A 17,675-nucleotide genomic window follows, 5' to 3' on the forward strand; every position below is an offset into this window, starting at 1 on the left:
CGGCTATGTGTCTTGGCGACGCGCATACTCGGAAAAATCTGGAAGAGAACATGAAATCCCCGGCGAATGACATGAACCATCGTGCGAACTCTGCCGCGGGTTTTATTGCGCAAACAATCGCGGTTCTCTCGGCCATAGCCACCATCGCCATGGTCTCCCCCTCGCTCGCCGCCGACCCCAAGCCCGACGCCGTCATCAAGACCAAGAGCATCGATGCGCGCGTCCTCCTCGACGACAGGATCAAGGCCGATGCGGCACTGGCGGCGGATTGCCTGACGGAAGGCAAGAAGTGGCTGGACAAGAGTGCCGCCGAAGCCGCCGCCGCGCGCAAGCAGGATCCGCAGTTCTTGAAGGACGGCGGCTGGGATTTCGAGCGCAAATATGCGATCCGCTCGGTGGTCGCCGACCGCTATGTCAGCGTGCTGCGCAACGACTACATGAACACCCGCGGGGCGCATCCCAATTCGGATGTGAACACGATTCTGTGGGACAAGGCCGAGAACAAGCGCATCTCGATTCGTCCATTCTTCACCGAGACCGTCGACAAGGGCCCGACCATGAAGGCGATGGCGAAGGCCGCGATCGCCTCGTTGAAAATCGAGAAGAGAAAGCGCGATACCAGCGAGACCGCGACCGATGAATGGTTCAAGGGCGTGGCGCCGAGCCTGCTCAAGATCGGCGCGGTGACGCTGGCGCCGTCGACCGAAGCGGGCAAGAGCTCCGGCCTCACCTTCCACTATCCGCCCTACGCTGTCGGCCCCTACGCCGAGGGCGAATATGTCGCATTCGTGCCGTGGGAAACGCTGAAGCCCTACCTCACCCCAGAGGGCACACGCATCTTCGGCGGCGCGCGGCCGAAGGGGGACGGGGACGAGCCGCAGTGATCATGTCCTGAGCAGCGACAGGTTGCTCACAGCGCTGTGGTAGCGCTACCTTGCAGCGACCCGGCAAAGCCGACTAGAATGCCGCCATTGACAAGAGCGCCCGGTTTCACGGGCGCCGCTGGGAGGCATTCATGTCCAAGATTACGCGCCGCGCCTTTGCGGCCTCTTCCGCTGCGGCTGCAGCATCCGCCGCATTCGGCCTCACACCCGCACGCGCACAGGCCTATCCGGCCCGGCCGGTCACCGTGATCGTGCCCTGGGGCGCGGGCGGCGGCACCGACGCGACCGCGCGTATCGTCGCAGCGCTGCTGGAAAAGGACCTCGGCCAGCCCTTCAACGTAGTCAACCGCACCGGCGGCTCCGGCGTGGTCGGCCATACCGCAATCGCGACCGCGCAGCCCGACGGCTACACCATCGGCATGCTCACCGTCGAGATCTCGATGATGCACTGGCAGGGCCTCACCGACCTGACGCCGAAGAGCTATACGCCGCTGGCGCTGATGAACGAGGATCCGCCGGGCATCCAGGTCTCCTCCTCCTCGCCCTACAAGACGGTGAAGGAACTCGCCGACGCCATCAAGGCCGCGCCTCCCGGCAAGTTCAAGGCCTCGGGCACCGGCCAGGGCGGCATCTGGCATCTGGCATTGGTCGGTTGGATGCAGGCGATGGGCCTGCCGGCCAATCAGGTCGCCTGGGTACCGTCGAACGGCGCGGCGCCCGCGATGCAGGATCTCGCCGCCGGCGGTCTCGACCTCACCACCTGCTCGGTGCCGGAGGCACGCGCGATCATCGAGGCCGGCAAGGCCAGGAGTCTGGCGATCATGGCGCCGGCGCGCAACCCGATCTTCAAGGACGTGCCGACGCTGAAGGAGGCGATGGGCATCGATTACGCGACCGGCGCCTGGCGCGGTATCGGCGCGCCCAAAAACCTGCCGCCGGAGCTCGCAACGAAACTCACCGCGGCGCTGAAGAAGGTCTACGACTCCGCCGAGTTCAAGGACTTCATGAGCAACCGCGGCTTCGGCACGGTGTGGGGCGACAGCAGCCAGTTCGGCAGCTTCATGGACAAGGGCGACGCCCAGATGGGCGAAGCGATGAAGGCCGCGGGCCTGAGCAAGGCGTGATCGTGTCACCTCTCCCCGCTTGCGGGGAGAGGTCGAATTCGAGCTCGGCTCGAATTCGGGTGAGGGGGAGCTTCCGCGAGTCCAACCCTCACCGTCATTGCGGACATAGGCCTCACCCCAACCCTCTCCCCGTAAGAACGGGGCGAGGGAGAAAAAACCTCTTAGGACTTTTGCCATGCGTCTTCCCGACTCCGTCACGGGATCGTTTCTCGTCGCGCTCGGTGCGGCTTCTGCCTATGGCGGCTATATCCTGCCGCCGGTACCGGGGCAGCCGGTCGGCCCCAACGTGTTTCCGCTGGTGATCGGCATCGGGCTGGCGCTGTGCGGGGTCGCGATCGTGTTCGGCATCGGCCATTCCTTCGAGGAGGAGGAAGAGCTGATCCCGCTTGAGGACGGCCAGACTGCCGCGGCCCCGCCGCCGCAAGGCAAGCTCTACGGCCTGCGCGCGCTGCTGCCGCCGGCGCTGCTGCTGTTCTACGTGATCGCGGCCGACCGGCTCGGCTTCATCATCACCGCCGCGCTCATGGTCTATGTGACCTCGACCGCGTTGGGGGCCAAATGGAAGCTGGCGCTGCCGCTCGCGGCGCTCTCCCCGTTCGCCATCCACCTCATCTTCGGCAAGCTCTTGCGCGTGCCGCTTCCCGCCGGCCTGCTGCCGACGCCCTGGTGATCCCATGCTGAAGACCCTCATTGAAGCGTTCGCGCTGATCTCCACCTGGGAGGTCATCATCGCGATGTTCGCAGCCTCCGTGTATGGGCTCGTGATCGGCTCGCTGCCCGGCCTGTCGGCGACGATGGCAACCGCCCTGCTCGTCCCCGTCACCTTCTATCTGTCGCCGATCGCGGCGATCGCGACCATCGTCGCGGCGTCTTCGATGGCGATCTTCTCCGGCGACATCCCCGGCGCGCTGCTGCGCATTCCCGGCACGCCCGCCTCCGCCGCCTATGCGGACGAGGCCTACGCCATGACCCGCAAGGGCCAGGCCGAGCTGGCGCTCGGGGCCGGCGTCTGGTTCTCCGCCGTCGGCGGCATCGCCGGCGTGCTGTCGCTGATGATCCTGGCGCCGCCGCTCGCCGAGATCGCGCTGTCGTTCTCGACCTACGAATATTTCTGGCTGGCGCTGCTGGGCCTGATGTGCGCCACCTTGGTCGCGCGCTCCTCGCCGGTGAAGGCGATCGCCGGCATGTTCCTCGGCCTGCTGGTGTCCTGCATCGGCATCGAGAATCCCGGCGGCGTGCCGCGCTTCACCTTCGGCCTCACCGATCTGTTCGGCGGCATCGAGCCGATCCCGGCGCTGGTCGGCGTGTTCGCGGTGGCGCAGGTGATGCGCGCGATGCTGACGCCCGAACCGCCACCGCTGCCGCGGCGCAAATTCGGAAGCATCATGGCCGGCCAGTGGAAGCTGACGAAGAAATATCATTGGCAGATGACGCGCGGAAACATCGTCGGCATCATCATCGGCGTGCTGCCCGGCGCCGGCGCCGACATGGCCGCCTGGGTCTCCTACGCGATGTCGAAGCGCTTCTCCAAGGAGCCGGAGAAATTCGGCACCGGCCATGTCGAGGGCCTGGTCGAGGCCGGCGCCAGCAACAATGCCAGCATCGCCTCGGGCTGGGTGCCGTCGTTGCTGTTCGGCATTCCCGGCGACACCATCGCCGCGATCGCGATCGGCGTGCTCTACATGAAGGGGCTCAATCCCGGCCCGACGCTGTTCACCGAGAAGGCGTCGAGCATGTATGCGATCTACCTGATGTTCATCATCGCGAACATCATGATGATCCCGCTCGGCATCGCCATGATCCGGATTGCCGCCTACATCCTGCTGGCGCCGCGCTCCGCCATCATGCCGATCATCATGCTGTGCTGCGCGGTCGGCTCGTTCGCGATCGGCAACAACATGTTCGGCGTCGTCACCGTCGCCGCCTTCGGCGTGATCGGCTACGTGATGGAGGCGAACGGCTATCCCGTGGCCGCAATGGTGCTCGGCATCGTCATGGGCACCATGGTCGAGCAGGCCTTCGTCACCTCGCTGATCAAATCCGACGGCAGCATCCTGCCGTTCTTCGAGCGCCCGGTCGCCGCCATCCTCGCCGCCATGGCGATCGGCGCGCTGCTGTGGCCGGTGATGGTGTGGGTCTGGCGCAAGGTGAAACCGGCGCAGACGGCGGTGGCAACAAGCAGGTGAAATGCAGCGGGCGGCTCTCGCCTGCCCTGCCGGGGCGTTGTAAAGCAGGGCATGACTGAGAAGAAGGCCCCGCTCGACATCAAATCCCTCGCCCGCGATCTCCGTTCCGGCAGCCGCGCGGCCCTCGCCCGGGCCATTACGCTGGTGGAGAGCCGGCGCGGCGACCATCAGGCGCTGGCGCGCGAGCTGGTGCAGATGCTGCTGCCCGACACCGGCAAGGCATTTCGCGTCGGCATCACGGGATCGCCGGGGGTCGGCAAATCCACCACCATCGACGCGCTCGGGACCTATCTGATCGAACAGGGCAACAAGGTTGCGGTGCTCGCGGTCGATCCGTCCTCGGCGCGCAGCGGCGGCTCGATCCTCGGCGACAAGACGCGGATGGCGCGGCTGTCGGCCTCCGACGACGCATTCATCCGCCCCTCGCCGTCCTCGGGCACGCTCGGCGGCGTGGCGGCGAAGACGCGCGAGGCGATGCTGCTCTGCGAGGCCGCCGGCTTCGACGTCGTGCTGGTCGAGACCGTCGGCATCGGCCAGTCCGAGACGGCGGTCTGCGACATGACGGACTTCTTCCTCGCCCTGATGCTGCCGGGCGGCGGCGACGAGTTGCAGGGCATCAAGAAGGGCCTGGTCGAGCTCGCCGACATGATCGCCATCAACAAGGCCGACGGCGACAACCTCAAGCGCGCCAACGTCACCGCCGCCGATTATCGCGGTGCGCTGCACATCCTGACGCCCCGCTCCGAACACTGGCATCCGCCGGTCGAGACCTATTCGGCGCTGACCGGCGACGGCATCGCAAAAATCTGGCAGAAGGTTCTGGATCACCGCAAGGCGATGAACGCGTCCGGCGATTTCGCCGCGCGGCGGCGCGAGCAGCAGGTGAAATGGATGTGGTCGATGCTGGAGCAGCGCATGCTGGCGCGGCTGCGGAGCGAGGCGTCGGTACGGACGAAGGTCAAGAAGATCGAGGCCGAGGTCGCCGAGGGCCATCTCACGCCGGCAATCGCAGCCGAGCAGATTCTGGAGTTGCTGCAATGAGCCAAAAACTCCGCATTCTCCTGACCGGCTTCGGGCCATTCCCCGGCGCGCCCTATAATCCGACCCAGCCGCTGGTCGCGCGGCTGGCGCAACTGCGCCGTCCGGCGCTCGACGATGTCGCGATCGCGAGCCATATCTTTCCGGTGACCTATGCCGCGGTCGACCGGCAATTGCCGGAGGTGCTCGCAAAGGAGAAGCCGGATGCGCTGCTGATGTTCGGACTCGCTTCCCGCACGTCCTATTTGCGCGTCGAGACCCGTGCCCGCAACGCCGTCACCATGCTCTGGCCCGATGCCGCCAACACCCGCTCGAGCAAGCGCGGCATTGCCGGCCATGCGGATGCGATGATGTTCGGTCCGCACACGGCAAGGCTGCTGCGCGCCGCGCGCCTCACCGGCATCGACGCGCGGTCCTCGCGCGATGCCGGCGCCTATCTCTGCAATTATCTGAGCTGGCGCGCGATCGAGAACGTGAAGGCGGATGGGCCGCGGCTTGCGGCGTTCATCCATATTCCGTTGCTTGTGCGCAGCGGCGCCTTGCGGCGCAAGGGCGCGCCGCGGATCACGCTGGAGGAACTGGTGGACGCCGGGGAAGCGATGCTGATGGAGATGGTGCAGTTGGCGCGGAAGGGGCGAAACACGCTCGTTTCGTAGGGTGGGCAAAGGCGCCATTGCGCCGTGCCCACCATCTCTATCCGATCTTGCAATGGTGGGCACGCTCCGCTTTGCCCACCCTACGGCACCTCGCCTTGCGGTAAACATTTAACCCTACCGCGAACAATCCCCGCGCCCGCACCCGCCCTGCGCTACCTAACCCGCGCGGACCCCGCGTCCGCCGGAGGACGCATCCATGGACCTCAATCGCCGTCATCTCATCGGAGCCTCGACTGCTGGCATCGCCGGTGCGCTCGCCATGCCGGCCGATGCCGCGCGGGCCGCGCCGCTGACGTCCCTGCTCGGCCGCGATGCGACGCAATACGGCGTGCGTCCCGGCAGCAGCGAGGATCAGACGCGCGCACTGCAGCGCGCGATCGACGAAGCCGCGCGCGCGCAGGTGCCGCTGGCGCTGCCGCCCGGCGTCTATCGCAGCGGGCTATTGCGGCTGCCGAATGGCGCGCAACTGATTGGCGTGCGCGGCGCAACGAAATTCGTCTTCACCGGGGGGGCCTCCGCGATTCAAAGCGACGGCTCCGATGCGATCGGCCTCACCGGCATCACCTTCGACGGCGGCGGCATTGCGCTGCCGACGCGGCGCGGGCTGGTCCACGTGCTCGGCGGGCGTGACGTCCGCATCACCGATTGCGAGATCACGGGCTCCGGCGGCAGCGGCATCTGGCTCGAGCAGGTGTCCGGCGACATCTCCGGCAACATCTTTGTCAACATCGCGGTGACGGCCGTGGTCTCGTTCGATGCCAGGGGCCTCAGCGTCTCCTGCAACACCATCACCGGCACCAACGACAACGGCATCGAGATCCTGCGCACCACGATCGGCGACGACGGCACGCTGGTCGCCGACAACCGCATCGAGGACATCAAGGCCGGTCCCGGCGGCTCGGGCCAGTACGGCAACGCCATCAACGCCTTCCGCGCCGGCAACGTGATCGTGCGCAGCAACCGCATCAGGAATTGCGATTACTCGGCCGTGCGCGGCAACTCGGCCTCGAACATCCACATCACCGGCAACAGCGTCAGCGACGTGCGCGAGGTCGCGCTCTATTCGGAGTTCGCGTTCGAGGCCGCGGTGATCGCCAACAACATCGTGGATGGTGCCGCCGTCGGCGTCTCGGTCTGCAATTTCAACGAAGGCGGCCGCATCGCGGTGGTCCAAGGGAACATCATCCGCAATCTGATTCCGAAGCGCCCGATCGGCACCGCGCCCGACGACGATGCCGGCGTCGGCATCTATATCGAGGCCGATTCATCGGTGACCGGCAACGTGATCGAGAACGCGCCGTCCTACGGCATCGTCGCCGGCTGGGGCAAATATCTGCGCGACGTCGCGATCACGGGCAACGTGATCCGCAAGGCGCTGGCCGGAATCGGCGTCTCCGTGGTGCCGGGCGCCGCCACCGCGCTCGTCAACAACAACATGATCTCGGAGACCCCGCGCGGCGCCGTGGTCGGGCTCGATCACGCGCGGGCGGTGACGACGGACCTGTCGGCCGACGGCGCGCAGCGGTTCGCGCAGGTCGTGGTCGGCGGGAACGCAGTTCGGCGTTAGAACGCGTTCCGCAGCAGCGGATACTTCGCTTCCAGGCCGTCGAGGCTGAAGGTGAATTCGACGACGCGCTCGGGGGTCGTGACGATTTCGGCGGCTGGCGGGGCGAACTGGGGCAGCAGCGTCGCCATTGCGGCGGGCCTGGTGGGCGGTGGCTTCACAGCCGGCGCAGTGAACGGCGCGATGGCAGCGTGTGCAGCGACTGGCGGCCTTACGACGGGTGCGGTGAGCGGCGCCCTCGCAGCGGGTGCCCTGAGCGGTGCGACGGCATCAGGTGCCGTGAACAAGGCCACCGCAGCAGGAGCCGCAAGCGGCGTGGTCGGGACAAGCGGGGCTTCGGTGATTTCGGCCAATACGTCCGGCCTGGGATCGAGCCTGACCGGCATGGCGGTCTCGGGGGCGATGTGCACAGCCTTCGGCTGCATGGTCTGCGCGGGCTGCTCGCGCGGCGCCGCGCGGGGCATTGCCGCCGGCGACCAGCCAAAGGCGGGCGTAACCCGCGCAGCAGCCGCGGCGACGTCGTCGCCAGTTACAAGCGCGCGCCAGGCCTGTACGGCACGCTTGGCTTCCTGGATGTTTTCGAGGAATGCGATCTCGGAGTGATAGCGGCGCCAGCGTCCCGTCTCGAACATTTCGGACAGATGCTCCAGCCGCTGTTCGGCGAGAGCGCACCAGCGTGCTGCAACGTCGCGGCTAACTGCCGCGGCTTGGCGATGTGTCATGGACCAGCCCGTCGATGAAAAAATACGGACGCGACGCAACGCACACGAATCAATTTAGACGCGACATGAATATTTTGTGGAAAAGTTTTGACTTGTCCAGCGACGACACGGCATTCGCCGGGAAACACCGTAGTCGTGCGGAGATTTGCGAGGTTTTCGAGTCAAGCTTCGCGCAAGCATGGCGGACGTGCGGTGTGCCGCCCGCGCGATGGCGATGAACGCGGCCGCGATCCCTCAACCGGAAGCTGAACGACTGGGAAGCTTCAAAGAAACAGACCCCCAAAAAGAAAAGACCCGTCCGGGGGGACAACCGGACGGGTCGAGCCATATGGGCGCTTGGGGTGGATGGGCGCTCGCGCCTAATATGACTGATGGGGAGGGATGACCGCTCCCACATAATTTGGTCGTGGCAGCGGGCAGGACGTTCAATGCGGCGTTCGATTTTTTAACCTTCGCAGCGCGCGCAATCTTGTCGCAGCCGCTATCGTGTCGCCGGCCTATCCGCCTGAGAAACCGTAGGTTTATCGTCCGCGCTCGACAGCGAGGGTTGCTCGATGGCGCGAACGCCGGGCTCGTCGCGACGCTTCTCGGCATCTTCACGTTTTGTTGTACCGGACGCCGCCGCGACCGGCGTCGCGCTGTCGGCGGGAATAGCCATGACCGCGGCAAAAGCATCGGCCTCACCGTCGCCGAACAGATCATCACGCCCGGGTAAACCGAGGTCGCGCGCGGTCTTCGCCAGCGTCATGCGCAGCGCTTCCGGCTTCAGCGCGTAATTGCGCTCGAGCAGCAGCGCGGCGACGCCGGAGACATAGGCCGCCGAGAACGAGGTTCCCGAGGTCATCTGGTACTTTCCATCAGGCGCCGGCAGGAAGATGTCGACGCCGGGCGCCGCCAGCGCGATGTAATTGCCGCGGTTGGATGCCGTGAACAGCTTATCCTGCTGGTCGGTCGCGCTGACCGCGATCACGTTGGGATTGGCGGCGGGATAGAGCGGCGGGGATTTGGCGCCTGCGTTGCCGGCCGCCGCGATCAGCACGAGCCCGCGCCCGGCGGTCGCGGCGATGGCGCGCTCGATCACCGCGTCCTTGGGGCCCGCAAAGCTCATATTGACGATCTGCGCGCCGTGCTCGGCGGCGTAGTTGAGCGAGCGCAGGATGACGTAGGACGAGCTCTGGGCCCCGCCCGTGGTGCCGCCGAAGGCGCGGATGGCGATGATGCGCGCCTCGGGCGCGCTGCCCATCAGCTTGGCATGCGCCACGATGGCGCCGGCGATGCCGGTGCCGTGGACGTGCGGGCCCTCGGTGCTGCCCAGCGCATCGAAATTGTCGGCGACGGAATGGGCGAGCTCGGGATGCCTGGCGTCGATGCTGGAATCGATCACGGCAACCGTCACATTGGCGCCGTGCGCCAGGGTATGCGCCTGCGGCAGGCGAAGCTTGGCCAGCGCATATTGCGCGGGGTCGCCTTCGATCGGCACGGACGATTTCTGGTCCTGGAGCACATAGCGGAAGTTCGGCTGGATCGAGCGCACGCTGCCGTCGGCGGCGAACTCGCGCCGCACCGTCTCGGAGGGCCGGCCGTCGGTGATGCGGAACAGGCCGATGGTGGCCCCGATCAACGGGAAATTCTCGGATGAGACGCGCGTCAGGCCGTGCCGGCGCGCCAACTCGTCGGCCTCGGCCAGCGACAGCGCGCTGTCGATCTCGGCGACGAATTCGTTGGCGAAGGTCCGCAGGTTCACGGCAACCGGCGTGTTGTTGCGGCGGCCGTTGCCGGCGCTCTTCTTGCCGGACTTTCCAGTGCCGTCGCCATCTGCATCCGGCTGCGCCAGGCACTCGCCGGCGGCGTCTCGATAGGGCGCGGTGCAGGCGGGATAGAGGTTCGGTGAATAGCGCGCATAGGGCAGCACCGGCGTCGGGGCCATCCGCGCCGAGATCCGGGGCGTCGTGGCGGCGATCCTGGGCGGGCCGCGGTCGACGGCCACCACTCTGGCGGCCACACCGGGACTGGCGCGCGCAGCGATGCTGGGAGAAATGGTCGGCGTGCGTGCAGGGACGCTGATCGTGGGCGTGCGCATGATCGCCTGCGCCTGCGCGACCTCGACGCCAAGACAGGCAGCAAGCAGCAGTCCAGCTCCGACCGACGAAGCGTAGGCCCCGGATCTTGCCCCACTCTCGGACTTGCGCGTCATCGGTTCAGCGCCGCCCTACGGCGACGCGACGGCGAGGTTGACGAACTTCTCGCGCGACATCCTACCAAGCAGCGAGGCAAGTTCGTCCTGGCTCATCGCCCTGTCGAACTGGAGACGGAACATGCCGCCCTTGGCATCGCCGATGATCGAAGCCTGGTAGCTGTCGAGCAGCGCGGTAATGTCGCCGACGCGCGCCTCGGGCGTGAAGCGCACCAGCGCGCGCGCCGGTGCAGCGGCAGCCCCGAGCTCGCGCGTGATCGACGAGCTGGTCGAGAGCGAGGCGGTCTGGAAGGTCGCAGTCTGGGTCTTCATCAGCACCGCGCCGATGATGCCGGCCTGCAGCAGCAGCGCGATGGCGCCGAGGCCCGCCGACCAGGCCAGCGCGCGCGGCGACAGGCTCGCAAAGAAGGTCGAGATGCGCGCCGACAGCGGCAGCGACGTTGTCGCCCGCGCCGGCTCGGCGTCGATCGCGGCGAACAGCTTCTGCATCGCGCGGGCCGACGGAGCCCCGAGGCTCTCGTTCAGATGGATGGTCTCTTCGTATTCGCCGCGGATCGCGGCATATTGCTTCGCTAGCGCCGGATCATTCGCCAGCGCCTCCTCGACGCGGCGGGCGTCGCGCGCATTCAGCGTGCCGGCCGCGTGCCACGGCAGCAGCATCTCAATTTCACCGGGCTCTTGCTCCAGCATCTTCTTGCTCAATGCCATCATGGCCAGCCTCGCTCAACGCCGGCTGCCTTGAGCAGTTCGGCCAGTTTCTTGCGCGCATAGAAGAGGCGCGTCTTCACGGTGTTCTCCGGTATCCCGACGATTTCGGCCACCTCTTCCACGGATTTCTCGTGGTAGTAGACGAGATCGACGATTTCCCGATGGTCCGGCGAGAGGCCCGTCAGACACTCCCGCAACGCTTCACTCGTATCCTTTTTCTGCACCGCGACTTCCGGATCGTCGGACGAATCCTCGATCGCGTTGGCAGCTTCGTCGTCCAACCCAACGTCCTTCCTGCGCCGGAGCGCAGACAGGGCCTTGAATCGGGTAATTGCCAGCAGCCAGGTGGAAACGGCGGATCGGCCCTCGAACTTGCCGGCTTGACGCCAGACGTCGAGAAACACCTCGCTGATGAGGTCTTCCGCCGCCTGCTCGTCCCGCACGAGCCTCAGCCCGAACCGATACACCCTGACATGATGCCGCCCGTACAGCACCTGCATGGCGAGCCGGTCACCTTGAGCGATCCTGGCGATCAGGACCTCGTCCGAAGCCGCCTGTGTCACGCTCAATGCCCGTCTCGCAAAGTTGGTCGGGTCGGCGCGGCGGACGGTTCGACGGGAGGTACGAAATTCTTCAACCTACCGCAGTCATACGGAGGCCTGTGTGATCCACCCCACAAACGCGCATTTTTCTTGTCCCACCCGCGGCGGTTGGCGGCCTGGATCCAGATAGGTAACATAATACTGTAACACTTTCCTGTGGGATGCCCGTCCAGCGCGAATGGGCCGACCAAGTCCGGTTCCATAGCAGTCCTGCACGACGTATGTCTCACGAAGCCCTGCTTTGGCTCGACCGCATCGCAAACGATACCTAATCGCCGGCAAATTCCTCCCGCCGGCCAATGTCGTCCTGTTCGGCGCTGCACGGTTCGGATTCGATTTCGAAGGATACCAAACCTAAAGGCTTGCCGCGTAGATTTTCGGGCTGACATCCACCACCGGCGAGACCATGAGCACGGCCGCGACGTCCCTTCCGGAGAGGAATGCCGCTGACGCCGCGGATCTCGTGCTCGCGCCCGCGGTGGCCGCGCCCGAGGTGCGGGCACGCCGGGCCCGGCAGCGCCGCCAGATGTATGTCGGCCAGGTCGCGAGCTACTCGCTGGGCGCCTTCGTCCTGCTGCTCTACGGCTTCGACGGCGCCGTTCCGATGCACGTGCCGTCGCTGTTCTGGGTCGGCGGCCTCTCGATCATCGGCATCTTCGTCGTGATGTCGGAGGCCGGCGTCGGGGACAGGTCGACCGACCACTATCTGACGGTGTTCCAGATCTCCGCGCACATGGCGCTGCAGTTCGTCTTCCTGCTGTCGGTGCCGACGGTCGGCATCGCCTTCATCAGCGTTCTGTTCCTGATCTTCGCGTTCGGCACGCTGCGCATGACCTCCACTCAGGCCATGCTCACCTGGGCGCTCGCTGCCATCGGCCTCGCTGCCGTGTTCCTCGCCTCCGACCTGCCGATCGGCATGCCCGTTGCGACGAGGCTGCAGCGGACCGCCTCGATGCTGTGCTTCGTGCTGGTGATCGGCCAATGCGCTTTCCTCGGCCTGTTCGGCGCCACGCTGCGCAAGATCCTGTACCAGCGCAGCATCGAGCTGAAGGCCGCATATCAGCGCATCGAGGAGCTCGCCGAGCTCGACGAGCTCACCGGCTCCTACAACCGCCGCTGTATCATGCGCCTTCTCGACGCAGAGATCGAGAAGGCGCGGCAGGACTCCACACCTTGCGCGATCGCGCTGATCGACCTCGACTGGTTCAAGCGCATCAACGACGCCCACGGCCACCCCACCGGCGACGAAGTGCTACGTACCTTTGCGATCACCATCTTCGCCAACATCCGCCCGACCGACAGCTTTGGCCGCTATGGCGGCGAGGAATTCCTGCTGCTGCTGCCGGACACCACGAGCGACGCTGCACAACGCATGCTCGAACAGCTCCGCGGGATCGTCGCCGATCTCGACTGGAGCGCATTTTCTCCGAGCATGCACGTTACCATTTCCGCCGGCGTCGCCACGCTACGCGACAATGATACTGCCGACACGTTTCTCGCGCGCGTCGACAGCGCGCTCTATTCCGCCAAGGCGCAAGGGCGCAACCGAATTGCAACGAGCTGACCTATTCATTTTCTCCCGGCGCATCAGAAGCCGCTGCCGGACCGAACGCTCCAGGACAGGGCCATGAGATCGAAATCCGCCAAACCATCCGGGGACCTGCTGGAGGAATTGCAGGCAGCGCTCTCACACGGCACCGTCGCGCGCCGGGTCGAGACGTTGCGCCGCGTCACCGATCTCTTCATTGGCAACGCGGTAGACTATTCCGACGAGCACACCGGCGTGTTCGACGACGTATTTCACTGCCTGGTCGAGCAGATCGAGACGTCGGCCAGAGCGCTGCTCGCCGACCGTCTCGCGCCGATCGCAGCAGCGCCGCCGAAAATCATCCGCACGCTCGCGCTCGACGAGATCATCGAGGTCGCCGGCCCCGTGCTGTCGACATCGGAACGGCTGGACGAGACGACCCTGATGGAGATCGCGCGCACCCGCGGCCAGGCGCATCTCAAGGCGATCTCGCTGAGGCGAGTGCTGTCGGAAGCGCTGACCGACGTGCTGGTGACCCGCGGCAACGAAGACGTGGTGCAATCGACCGTCAGCAACCCGGGCGCACAGCTGTCGGAGGGAAGTCTCACCGATCTCGTCACACGCGCCGAACGCGACGACGACCTCGCCACCTGCATCGGCCTGCGGCCCGACTTGCCGCGCCATCATTACCTGAAACTGATTGCGAAGGCCTCCTTGAGCGTGCGCAGGAAGCTGGAGGCCGCGCATCCGGAGCTCGCTGACGAAGTATCGCGCGCGGTCCAGCAGGCAGCCCAGCGCGTCCGCGCCGCCGCCATGACCCGGCAAACCGAGATGGCGCGCGCGCTGGTGAAGTCGCTGCACGAAGACGGCCGTCTCGACGAATTGCAGGTCACGACATTTGCCGAGCAGGGCAAGTTCGACGAGACCAATGCGGGGCTCGCCGCGCTCGCAGGCGTCGCGGTCGAGACCGCCGAGAACATGATGATCGAGAGCCGCACCGAGGGCGTGATGATTCTGGCCAAGGTCGCCGGCATGCAATGGTCGAGCGTGCGCGCGATCGTCGCCATGCGCGAGAAGCTCTCAGGCGGCTCGCAGACCGACATGCTGACGCTGCGCGATACCTACGAGGCCCTGCGCTCATCGACCGCGCAGCAGGTGCTGCGTTTCCACCGCATGCAGAGCACGACGTCGGCGGCCTGAGCCGCCGGCGGTACGCTCAGTAGCGCAGGACTTTCGAACCCACGAGCGCTCCTACCGCGGCCACGAGCGCGGTCGCAAGCGTGTACCAGGTCGCGACGAACAACGGCGAGTCGTCGGTGCAGTGCGAGGCGTAGAGCGTCGCGGCAAGGCCGGCCGACACCAGGCCGGCGAGCGCACCGGCGAGCGCGGGGTGAGACGGCGCGCCGTGACGCAGGCCGAACAGCGCGCCCGCAAGCAGCGGCAGCGACATCGCCGGGATCGCAAGCAGGCACACCCTGGAGTTCTTGCCCATCAGCCGCATCGTCATCGGCATCGCCGGCGCCATCATCGTCTCGCCGCCGATCGCGACCGCAAGCAGGCCGACGGGCAGCAACAGCAGCCAGCCCCAGCCGCGCATCAAGGCCTCGGGGCGCGACAGATGCAGGCTGACGATGATCGCGGGGATCGCGAGCGACAGCGTGACCGCGAACTTCATGTCGAAGAACGGATTGTGCATCGCGCTCATCACGTCGGACCGCACGCCGAGGAACGTCGCGAAGATCAGGATCGACAAGGGCGCGGCCACCAGCAGCGCCATGGTCAGCATGGCGCCGACGCGCGGCGCGCGATGGGCATTGTCGGCCGCGAGAGTGCGAATGAGTTGATCGGTATCCATGACTAGTGGTTCCGCAGTTTGGCGGTCAGCGCCGCGAGTCCGCGATGCAGTGCGACCCGCACCGCACCTTCGCTCATCGAAAATTTCGCAGCCGTGTCCTTGATCGAGGCAGCCTCCACCGCGATCGCCTGCAACACGTCGCGCTGGCGCTGCGGCAGCGTGCCGAGCTGCATCGCGACCTCGGCCGCGGAAGCCGTCTCCTCGGGCATCTCGCCCGGCAGGGTCTCGGCGAAATCGTCGATGTCGACGAAGATCCGCCTGCCCCGCCGCCTGAGCGTATCGATCAGCTTGTTGCGGCCGATCGCGAACAGCCACGGGGCAAAGGGGGCTTCGCTGTCCCAGGTGTGCCGCTTCAGATGCACCGCCAACAAAATCTCCTGCACGATATCCTCGGCCTGGTCGGGAGGCTGCCCGGCCCGCGCCAGGCCCCGCCTCGCGGCAGCGCGCAGCACCGGCGTGACCGCCTTCAACAGGCGATGATAGGCCGCGTCATCGCCTGCCATGGCCGACCGCATCAGGCCGGTCCACTCGTCCTCACGTCCGCGCACGCGCGCCCCTCACCTTGCAATTCGGCCGCTTGTTCAATTTGTTACGTTGCGCCCACATTATCACGAATTCGTGATTGACGCGTGGCGCCTGCGTTCCGAGGCGGCCGCAAGAACCCGCGAAGGCTCATAACATCGATCGGCCTCGTCCGCATCCGGCGGCCGACCGCGGGAGCCTGACTGCCCCGTTTTCGCCAAGTGTGGCCCGAAGATTCCCATTTTTTGCCCCGCTGTCGTCATGCACCGGGGTCTCTGTTCGCTCCCGGGACGGCGTAATCGGGGAGATCGTCAACATGTTGAAAGCCAGCAGGCGTGCGGCATTGCTTCTTACGGCCGCTGTATTCGTGCTGTTTGGGGGCGCCGCGCAGGCTGCGCCGAGCTCGGCCGTAAGCTCCAAAGCGGACGGCGCGAGCAAACAGGCGGACGTCGTCAAATCCGGCAAGCAGCGGCGCTCCTATGCGCACCGCCGCTCCGGGAGCAAGACGGCAGAGAAATCCTCCGACGACAAGGCCGGCAGGAAGGACGCCGCGGCCAAGGCCGACGAGGCCAAGACGGACGACAAGGCTACCGAGACCAAGGCTACCGAAATCAAGGCGAGTAACGACGTGCCGGTCTCCAGCCGGATGCCGCCGGACGTCGCCAACGCCAATGCGCAGCTCGCCGCCGCCGACAAGCCGACCGCGACTGCAGCCTCCGCGATGACGGGCCGCGCCAATGACAATGTGCAGGCAGCGTCCGATAATACCGCCGCCCCCGATGCCGGGACCCAGGTGGTGGCGCCCGACCAGCTCAACGACATCGATCGTGCCCTGCAACAGGACAACCCGCCGGCGCAGAAGGCGGTGATTGCCGCAACCGACGCGCAGCCGCGGCCCGCCCCGGTCATGGCCAGCAGCCAGAGTTCGGCCTGGGACCAGAGTTCGCTGATCGGCAAGATCTTCATCGGCGTGGGCACGCTGCTGACGCTGGCCTCCGCCGCGCGCATGTTCATGGCCTAGTTTCTGGCCTGATCACTGGCCTCGTCCGGAACGCGCAGTTCGTCCCGCGTTCCGGCGGCTGTTGGCCCCTTGAAGCCCACCGCGCCAGCGGGCACATTGCCCGCTCAATCAAAAGCGTGGGTGGAGCATGAGCACGTTCGAACATATCATCGTCGAAAGCATCGGTGCGGTCGGCATCATCAAGCTGAACCGGCCGAAGATGCTCAACGCGCTCTCCTTTGGCGTCTTCCGCGAGATTGCGGCGGCCGTCGACGATCTCGAGGGCGATGACGCGATCGGCTGCATCGTCGTGACCGGCAGCGAAAAGGCCTTCGCCGCCGGCGCCGACATCAAGGAGATGCAGCCGAAGGGCTTCATCGACATGTTCTCGGAGGATTTCGCCGCGATCGGCGGCGATCGGGTCGCGCGCTGCCGCAAGCCGACCATCGCCGCGGTCGCGGGCTACGCGCTCGGCGGCGGCTGCGAGCTCGCCATGATGTGCGACTTCATCATCGCCGCCGACACCGCCAAGTTCGGCCAGCCCGAGATCACGCTCGGCACCATTCCCGGCATCGGCGGCACCCAGCGCCTGACCCGCGCGATCGGCAAGGCCAAGGCGATGGACCTCTGCCTCACCGGCCGCATGATGGATGCGGCCGAAGCCGAGCGCAGCGGCCTCGTCAGCCGCATTGTGCCCGCAGACAAGCTCATGGAAGAGGTCATGGCCGCCGCGGAGAAGATCGCGTCGATGTCGCGGCCCGCGGTCGCGATGGCGAAGGAGGCGGTGAACCGCGCCTTCGAGACCACGCTCGCCGAGGGCATGAGCGTCGAGCGCAACCTGTTCCACGCGACCTTTGCGCTGGAAGATCGCTCCGAGGGCATGGCCGCCTTCATCGAGAAGCGCAAGCCGGTGAACAAGAACCGGTGATACCTGCGAGCGGTCAGGCTGGTGTAAGGCTCCGGCGTCTTCCCGCAAAAATGCTGTGACGCGCCTGCAACAAGCACGGAATACATGGGGGTTTCCCCCGCGGCAGTTTGCCTGCGGGACCTCGGCTGGTTAAACAGTTAAGAGGCCACCGTCGGCGGGGGCGG

17 protein-coding genes are annotated in these 17,675 nt (G+C 66.4%); 11 read left to right on the forward strand and 6 right to left on the reverse strand.

Going from position 1 to position 17,675, the window contains the following annotated elements; translation table 11 throughout:
- The first annotated feature begins 149 nt into the window (after nt 1-149).
- The 7 genes from WHZ77_RS23120 to WHZ77_RS23150 all read left to right on the forward strand — a co-directional run bounded on the left by WHZ77_RS23120 (nt 150) and on the right by WHZ77_RS23150 (nt 7,455).
- Nucleotides 150-884, forward strand: coding sequence for an RsiV family protein (locus tag WHZ77_RS23120; protein WP_375314797.1), 735 nt, complete (start codon nt 150-152; stop codon nt 882-884).
- 131 nt (nt 885-1,015) lie between these two features.
- Entirely contained in the window at nt 1,016-2,008 is a 993-nt protein-coding gene (locus WHZ77_RS23125; RefSeq protein WP_375310052.1) for a tripartite tricarboxylate transporter substrate binding protein, read from the forward strand.
- 175 nt (nt 2,009-2,183) lie between these two features.
- Nucleotides 2,184-2,678, forward strand: coding sequence for a tripartite tricarboxylate transporter TctB family protein (locus WHZ77_RS23130; protein ID WP_375310053.1), 495 nt, complete (start codon nt 2,184-2,186; stop codon nt 2,676-2,678).
- Between the two features lie 4 nt (nt 2,679-2,682).
- Nucleotides 2,683-4,194, forward strand: a complete 1,512-nt coding sequence (locus WHZ77_RS23135) for a tripartite tricarboxylate transporter permease (protein WP_375310054.1) — start codon at nt 2,683-2,685, stop codon at nt 4,192-4,194.
- Nucleotides 4,195-4,245: 51 nt separating this feature from the next.
- Nucleotides 4,246-5,235, forward strand: a complete 990-nt coding sequence (gene meaB / locus WHZ77_RS23140; RefSeq protein ID WP_375310055.1) for a methylmalonyl Co-A mutase-associated GTPase MeaB — start codon at nt 4,246-4,248, stop codon at nt 5,233-5,235.
- Complete coding sequence (locus WHZ77_RS23145; RefSeq protein WP_375310056.1) at nt 5,232-5,888, forward strand: pyroglutamyl-peptidase I; 657 nt, start codon at nt 5,232-5,234, stop codon at nt 5,886-5,888. Before meaB ends, WHZ77_RS23145 begins: the two co-directional genes overlap by 4 nt.
- Before the next feature lie 196 nt (nt 5,889-6,084).
- The gene (locus tag WHZ77_RS23150) at nt 6,085-7,455 is read left to right on the forward strand and encodes a TIGR03808 family TAT-translocated repetitive protein (RefSeq protein WP_375310057.1); all 1,371 of its coding nucleotides are present in this window, start codon (nt 6,085-6,087) and stop codon (nt 7,453-7,455) included.
- On the opposite strand, the gene WHZ77_RS23155 is transcribed toward WHZ77_RS23150, so the two are convergent.
- From WHZ77_RS23155 to WHZ77_RS23170, 4 genes are all read right to left on the reverse strand, one after another.
- Nucleotides 7,452-8,174 carry a TIGR03809 family protein gene (locus WHZ77_RS23155; protein ID WP_375310058.1) on the reverse strand — a complete coding sequence of 241 codons (723 nt, stop codon included), beginning with the start codon at nt 8,172-8,174 and terminating at the stop codon, nt 7,452-7,454. The two genes, WHZ77_RS23150 and WHZ77_RS23155, sit on opposite strands and share 4 nt — an antisense overlap.
- A 481-nt stretch (nt 8,175-8,655) precedes the next feature.
- Complete coding sequence (locus tag WHZ77_RS23160) at nt 8,656-10,368, reverse strand: S8 family serine peptidase (protein ID WP_375310059.1); 1,713 nt, start codon at nt 10,366-10,368, stop codon at nt 8,656-8,658.
- Nucleotides 10,369-10,383: 15 nt separating this feature from the next.
- On the reverse strand, nt 10,384-11,079 hold the full coding sequence (locus WHZ77_RS23165; RefSeq protein ID WP_375310060.1) for a hypothetical protein: 696 nt from the start codon (nt 11,077-11,079) through the stop codon (nt 10,384-10,386).
- Nucleotides 11,076-11,645, reverse strand: coding sequence for a sigma-70 family RNA polymerase sigma factor (locus WHZ77_RS23170; RefSeq protein WP_015687426.1), 570 nt, complete (start codon nt 11,643-11,645; stop codon nt 11,076-11,078). The genes WHZ77_RS23165 and WHZ77_RS23170 overlap by 4 nt, the downstream gene beginning before the upstream one ends.
- Before the next feature lie 439 nt (nt 11,646-12,084).
- Between WHZ77_RS23170 and WHZ77_RS23175 the strand changes: the two genes are divergently transcribed.
- Nucleotides 12,085-13,242 carry a GGDEF domain-containing protein gene (locus WHZ77_RS23175; protein ID WP_375310061.1) on the forward strand — a complete coding sequence of 386 codons (1,158 nt, stop codon included), beginning with the start codon at nt 12,085-12,087 and terminating at the stop codon, nt 13,240-13,242.
- Nucleotides 13,243-13,305: 63 nt separating this feature from the next.
- Nucleotides 13,306-14,406 carry a DUF2336 domain-containing protein gene (locus WHZ77_RS23180; protein ID WP_375310062.1) on the forward strand — a complete coding sequence of 367 codons (1,101 nt, stop codon included), beginning with the start codon at nt 13,306-13,308 and terminating at the stop codon, nt 14,404-14,406.
- Nucleotides 14,407-14,422: 16 nt separating this feature from the next.
- On the opposite strand, the gene WHZ77_RS23185 is transcribed toward WHZ77_RS23180, so the two are convergent.
- Nucleotides 14,423-15,061 carry an NrsF family protein gene (locus WHZ77_RS23185; protein WP_375310063.1) on the reverse strand — a complete coding sequence of 213 codons (639 nt, stop codon included), beginning with the start codon at nt 15,059-15,061 and terminating at the stop codon, nt 14,423-14,425.
- A 2-nt stretch (nt 15,062-15,063) separates the two neighbouring features.
- A complete protein-coding gene (locus WHZ77_RS23190; RefSeq protein ID WP_375310064.1) occupies nt 15,064-15,609 on the reverse strand; it encodes a sigma-70 family RNA polymerase sigma factor in 546 nt (181 codons plus the stop codon).
- A gap of 290 nt (nt 15,610-15,899) precedes the next feature.
- Here WHZ77_RS23190 and WHZ77_RS23195 point away from each other — a divergent pair, with 290 nt between their 5' ends.
- Both WHZ77_RS23195 and WHZ77_RS23200 read left to right on the forward strand, forming a co-directional pair.
- Complete coding sequence (locus tag WHZ77_RS23195) at nt 15,900-16,604, forward strand: hypothetical protein (protein WP_375310065.1); 705 nt, start codon at nt 15,900-15,902, stop codon at nt 16,602-16,604.
- 127 nt (nt 16,605-16,731) lie between these two features.
- The gene (locus WHZ77_RS23200; RefSeq protein ID WP_375310066.1) at nt 16,732-17,511 is read left to right on the forward strand and encodes an enoyl-CoA hydratase; all 780 of its coding nucleotides are present in this window, start codon (nt 16,732-16,734) and stop codon (nt 17,509-17,511) included.
- The last annotated feature ends 164 nt before the right edge of the window (nt 17,512-17,675 follow it).

The organism is Bradyrhizobium sp. A5 (genome assembly GCF_042076515.1).
In the GTDB taxonomy this organism is placed as follows: domain Bacteria; phylum Pseudomonadota; class Alphaproteobacteria; order Rhizobiales; family Xanthobacteraceae; genus Bradyrhizobium; species Bradyrhizobium cosmicum.

Excerpts from the sequence above, each read along its gene's own strand:
- WHZ77_RS23120 (WP_375314797.1), top strand. The coding sequence starts at position 150 with ATGGTCTCCCCCTCGCTCGCCGCCGACCCCAAGCCCGACGCCGTCATC.
- WHZ77_RS23125 (WP_375310052.1), top strand. The coding sequence starts at position 1,016 with ATGTCCAAGATTACGCGCCGCGCCTTTGCGGCCTCTTCCGCTGCGGCT.
- WHZ77_RS23130 (WP_375310053.1), top strand. The coding sequence starts at position 2,184 with ATGCGTCTTCCCGACTCCGTCACGGGATCGTTTCTCGTCGCGCTCGGT.
- WHZ77_RS23135 (WP_375310054.1), top strand. The coding sequence starts at position 2,683 with ATGCTGAAGACCCTCATTGAAGCGTTCGCGCTGATCTCCACCTGGGAG.
- meaB (WP_375310055.1), top strand. The coding sequence starts at position 4,246 with ATGACTGAGAAGAAGGCCCCGCTCGACATCAAATCCCTCGCCCGCGAT.
- WHZ77_RS23145 (WP_375310056.1), top strand. The coding sequence starts at position 5,232 with ATGAGCCAAAAACTCCGCATTCTCCTGACCGGCTTCGGGCCATTCCCC.
- WHZ77_RS23150 (WP_375310057.1), top strand. The coding sequence starts at position 6,085 with ATGGACCTCAATCGCCGTCATCTCATCGGAGCCTCGACTGCTGGCATC.
- WHZ77_RS23155 (WP_375310058.1), bottom strand. The coding sequence starts at position 8,174 with ATGACACATCGCCAAGCCGCGGCAGTTAGCCGCGACGTTGCAGCACGC.
- WHZ77_RS23160 (WP_375310059.1), bottom strand. The coding sequence starts at position 10,368 with ATGACGCGCAAGTCCGAGAGTGGGGCAAGATCCGGGGCCTACGCTTCG.
- WHZ77_RS23165 (WP_375310060.1), bottom strand. The coding sequence starts at position 11,079 with ATGATGGCATTGAGCAAGAAGATGCTGGAGCAAGAGCCCGGTGAAATT.
- WHZ77_RS23175 (WP_375310061.1), top strand. The coding sequence starts at position 12,085 with ATGAGCACGGCCGCGACGTCCCTTCCGGAGAGGAATGCCGCTGACGCC.
- WHZ77_RS23180 (WP_375310062.1), top strand. The coding sequence starts at position 13,306 with ATGAGATCGAAATCCGCCAAACCATCCGGGGACCTGCTGGAGGAATTG.
- WHZ77_RS23185 (WP_375310063.1), bottom strand. The coding sequence starts at position 15,061 with ATGGATACCGATCAACTCATTCGCACTCTCGCGGCCGACAATGCCCAT.
- WHZ77_RS23195 (WP_375310065.1), top strand. The coding sequence starts at position 15,900 with ATGTTGAAAGCCAGCAGGCGTGCGGCATTGCTTCTTACGGCCGCTGTA.
- WHZ77_RS23200 (WP_375310066.1), top strand. The coding sequence starts at position 16,732 with ATGAGCACGTTCGAACATATCATCGTCGAAAGCATCGGTGCGGTCGGC.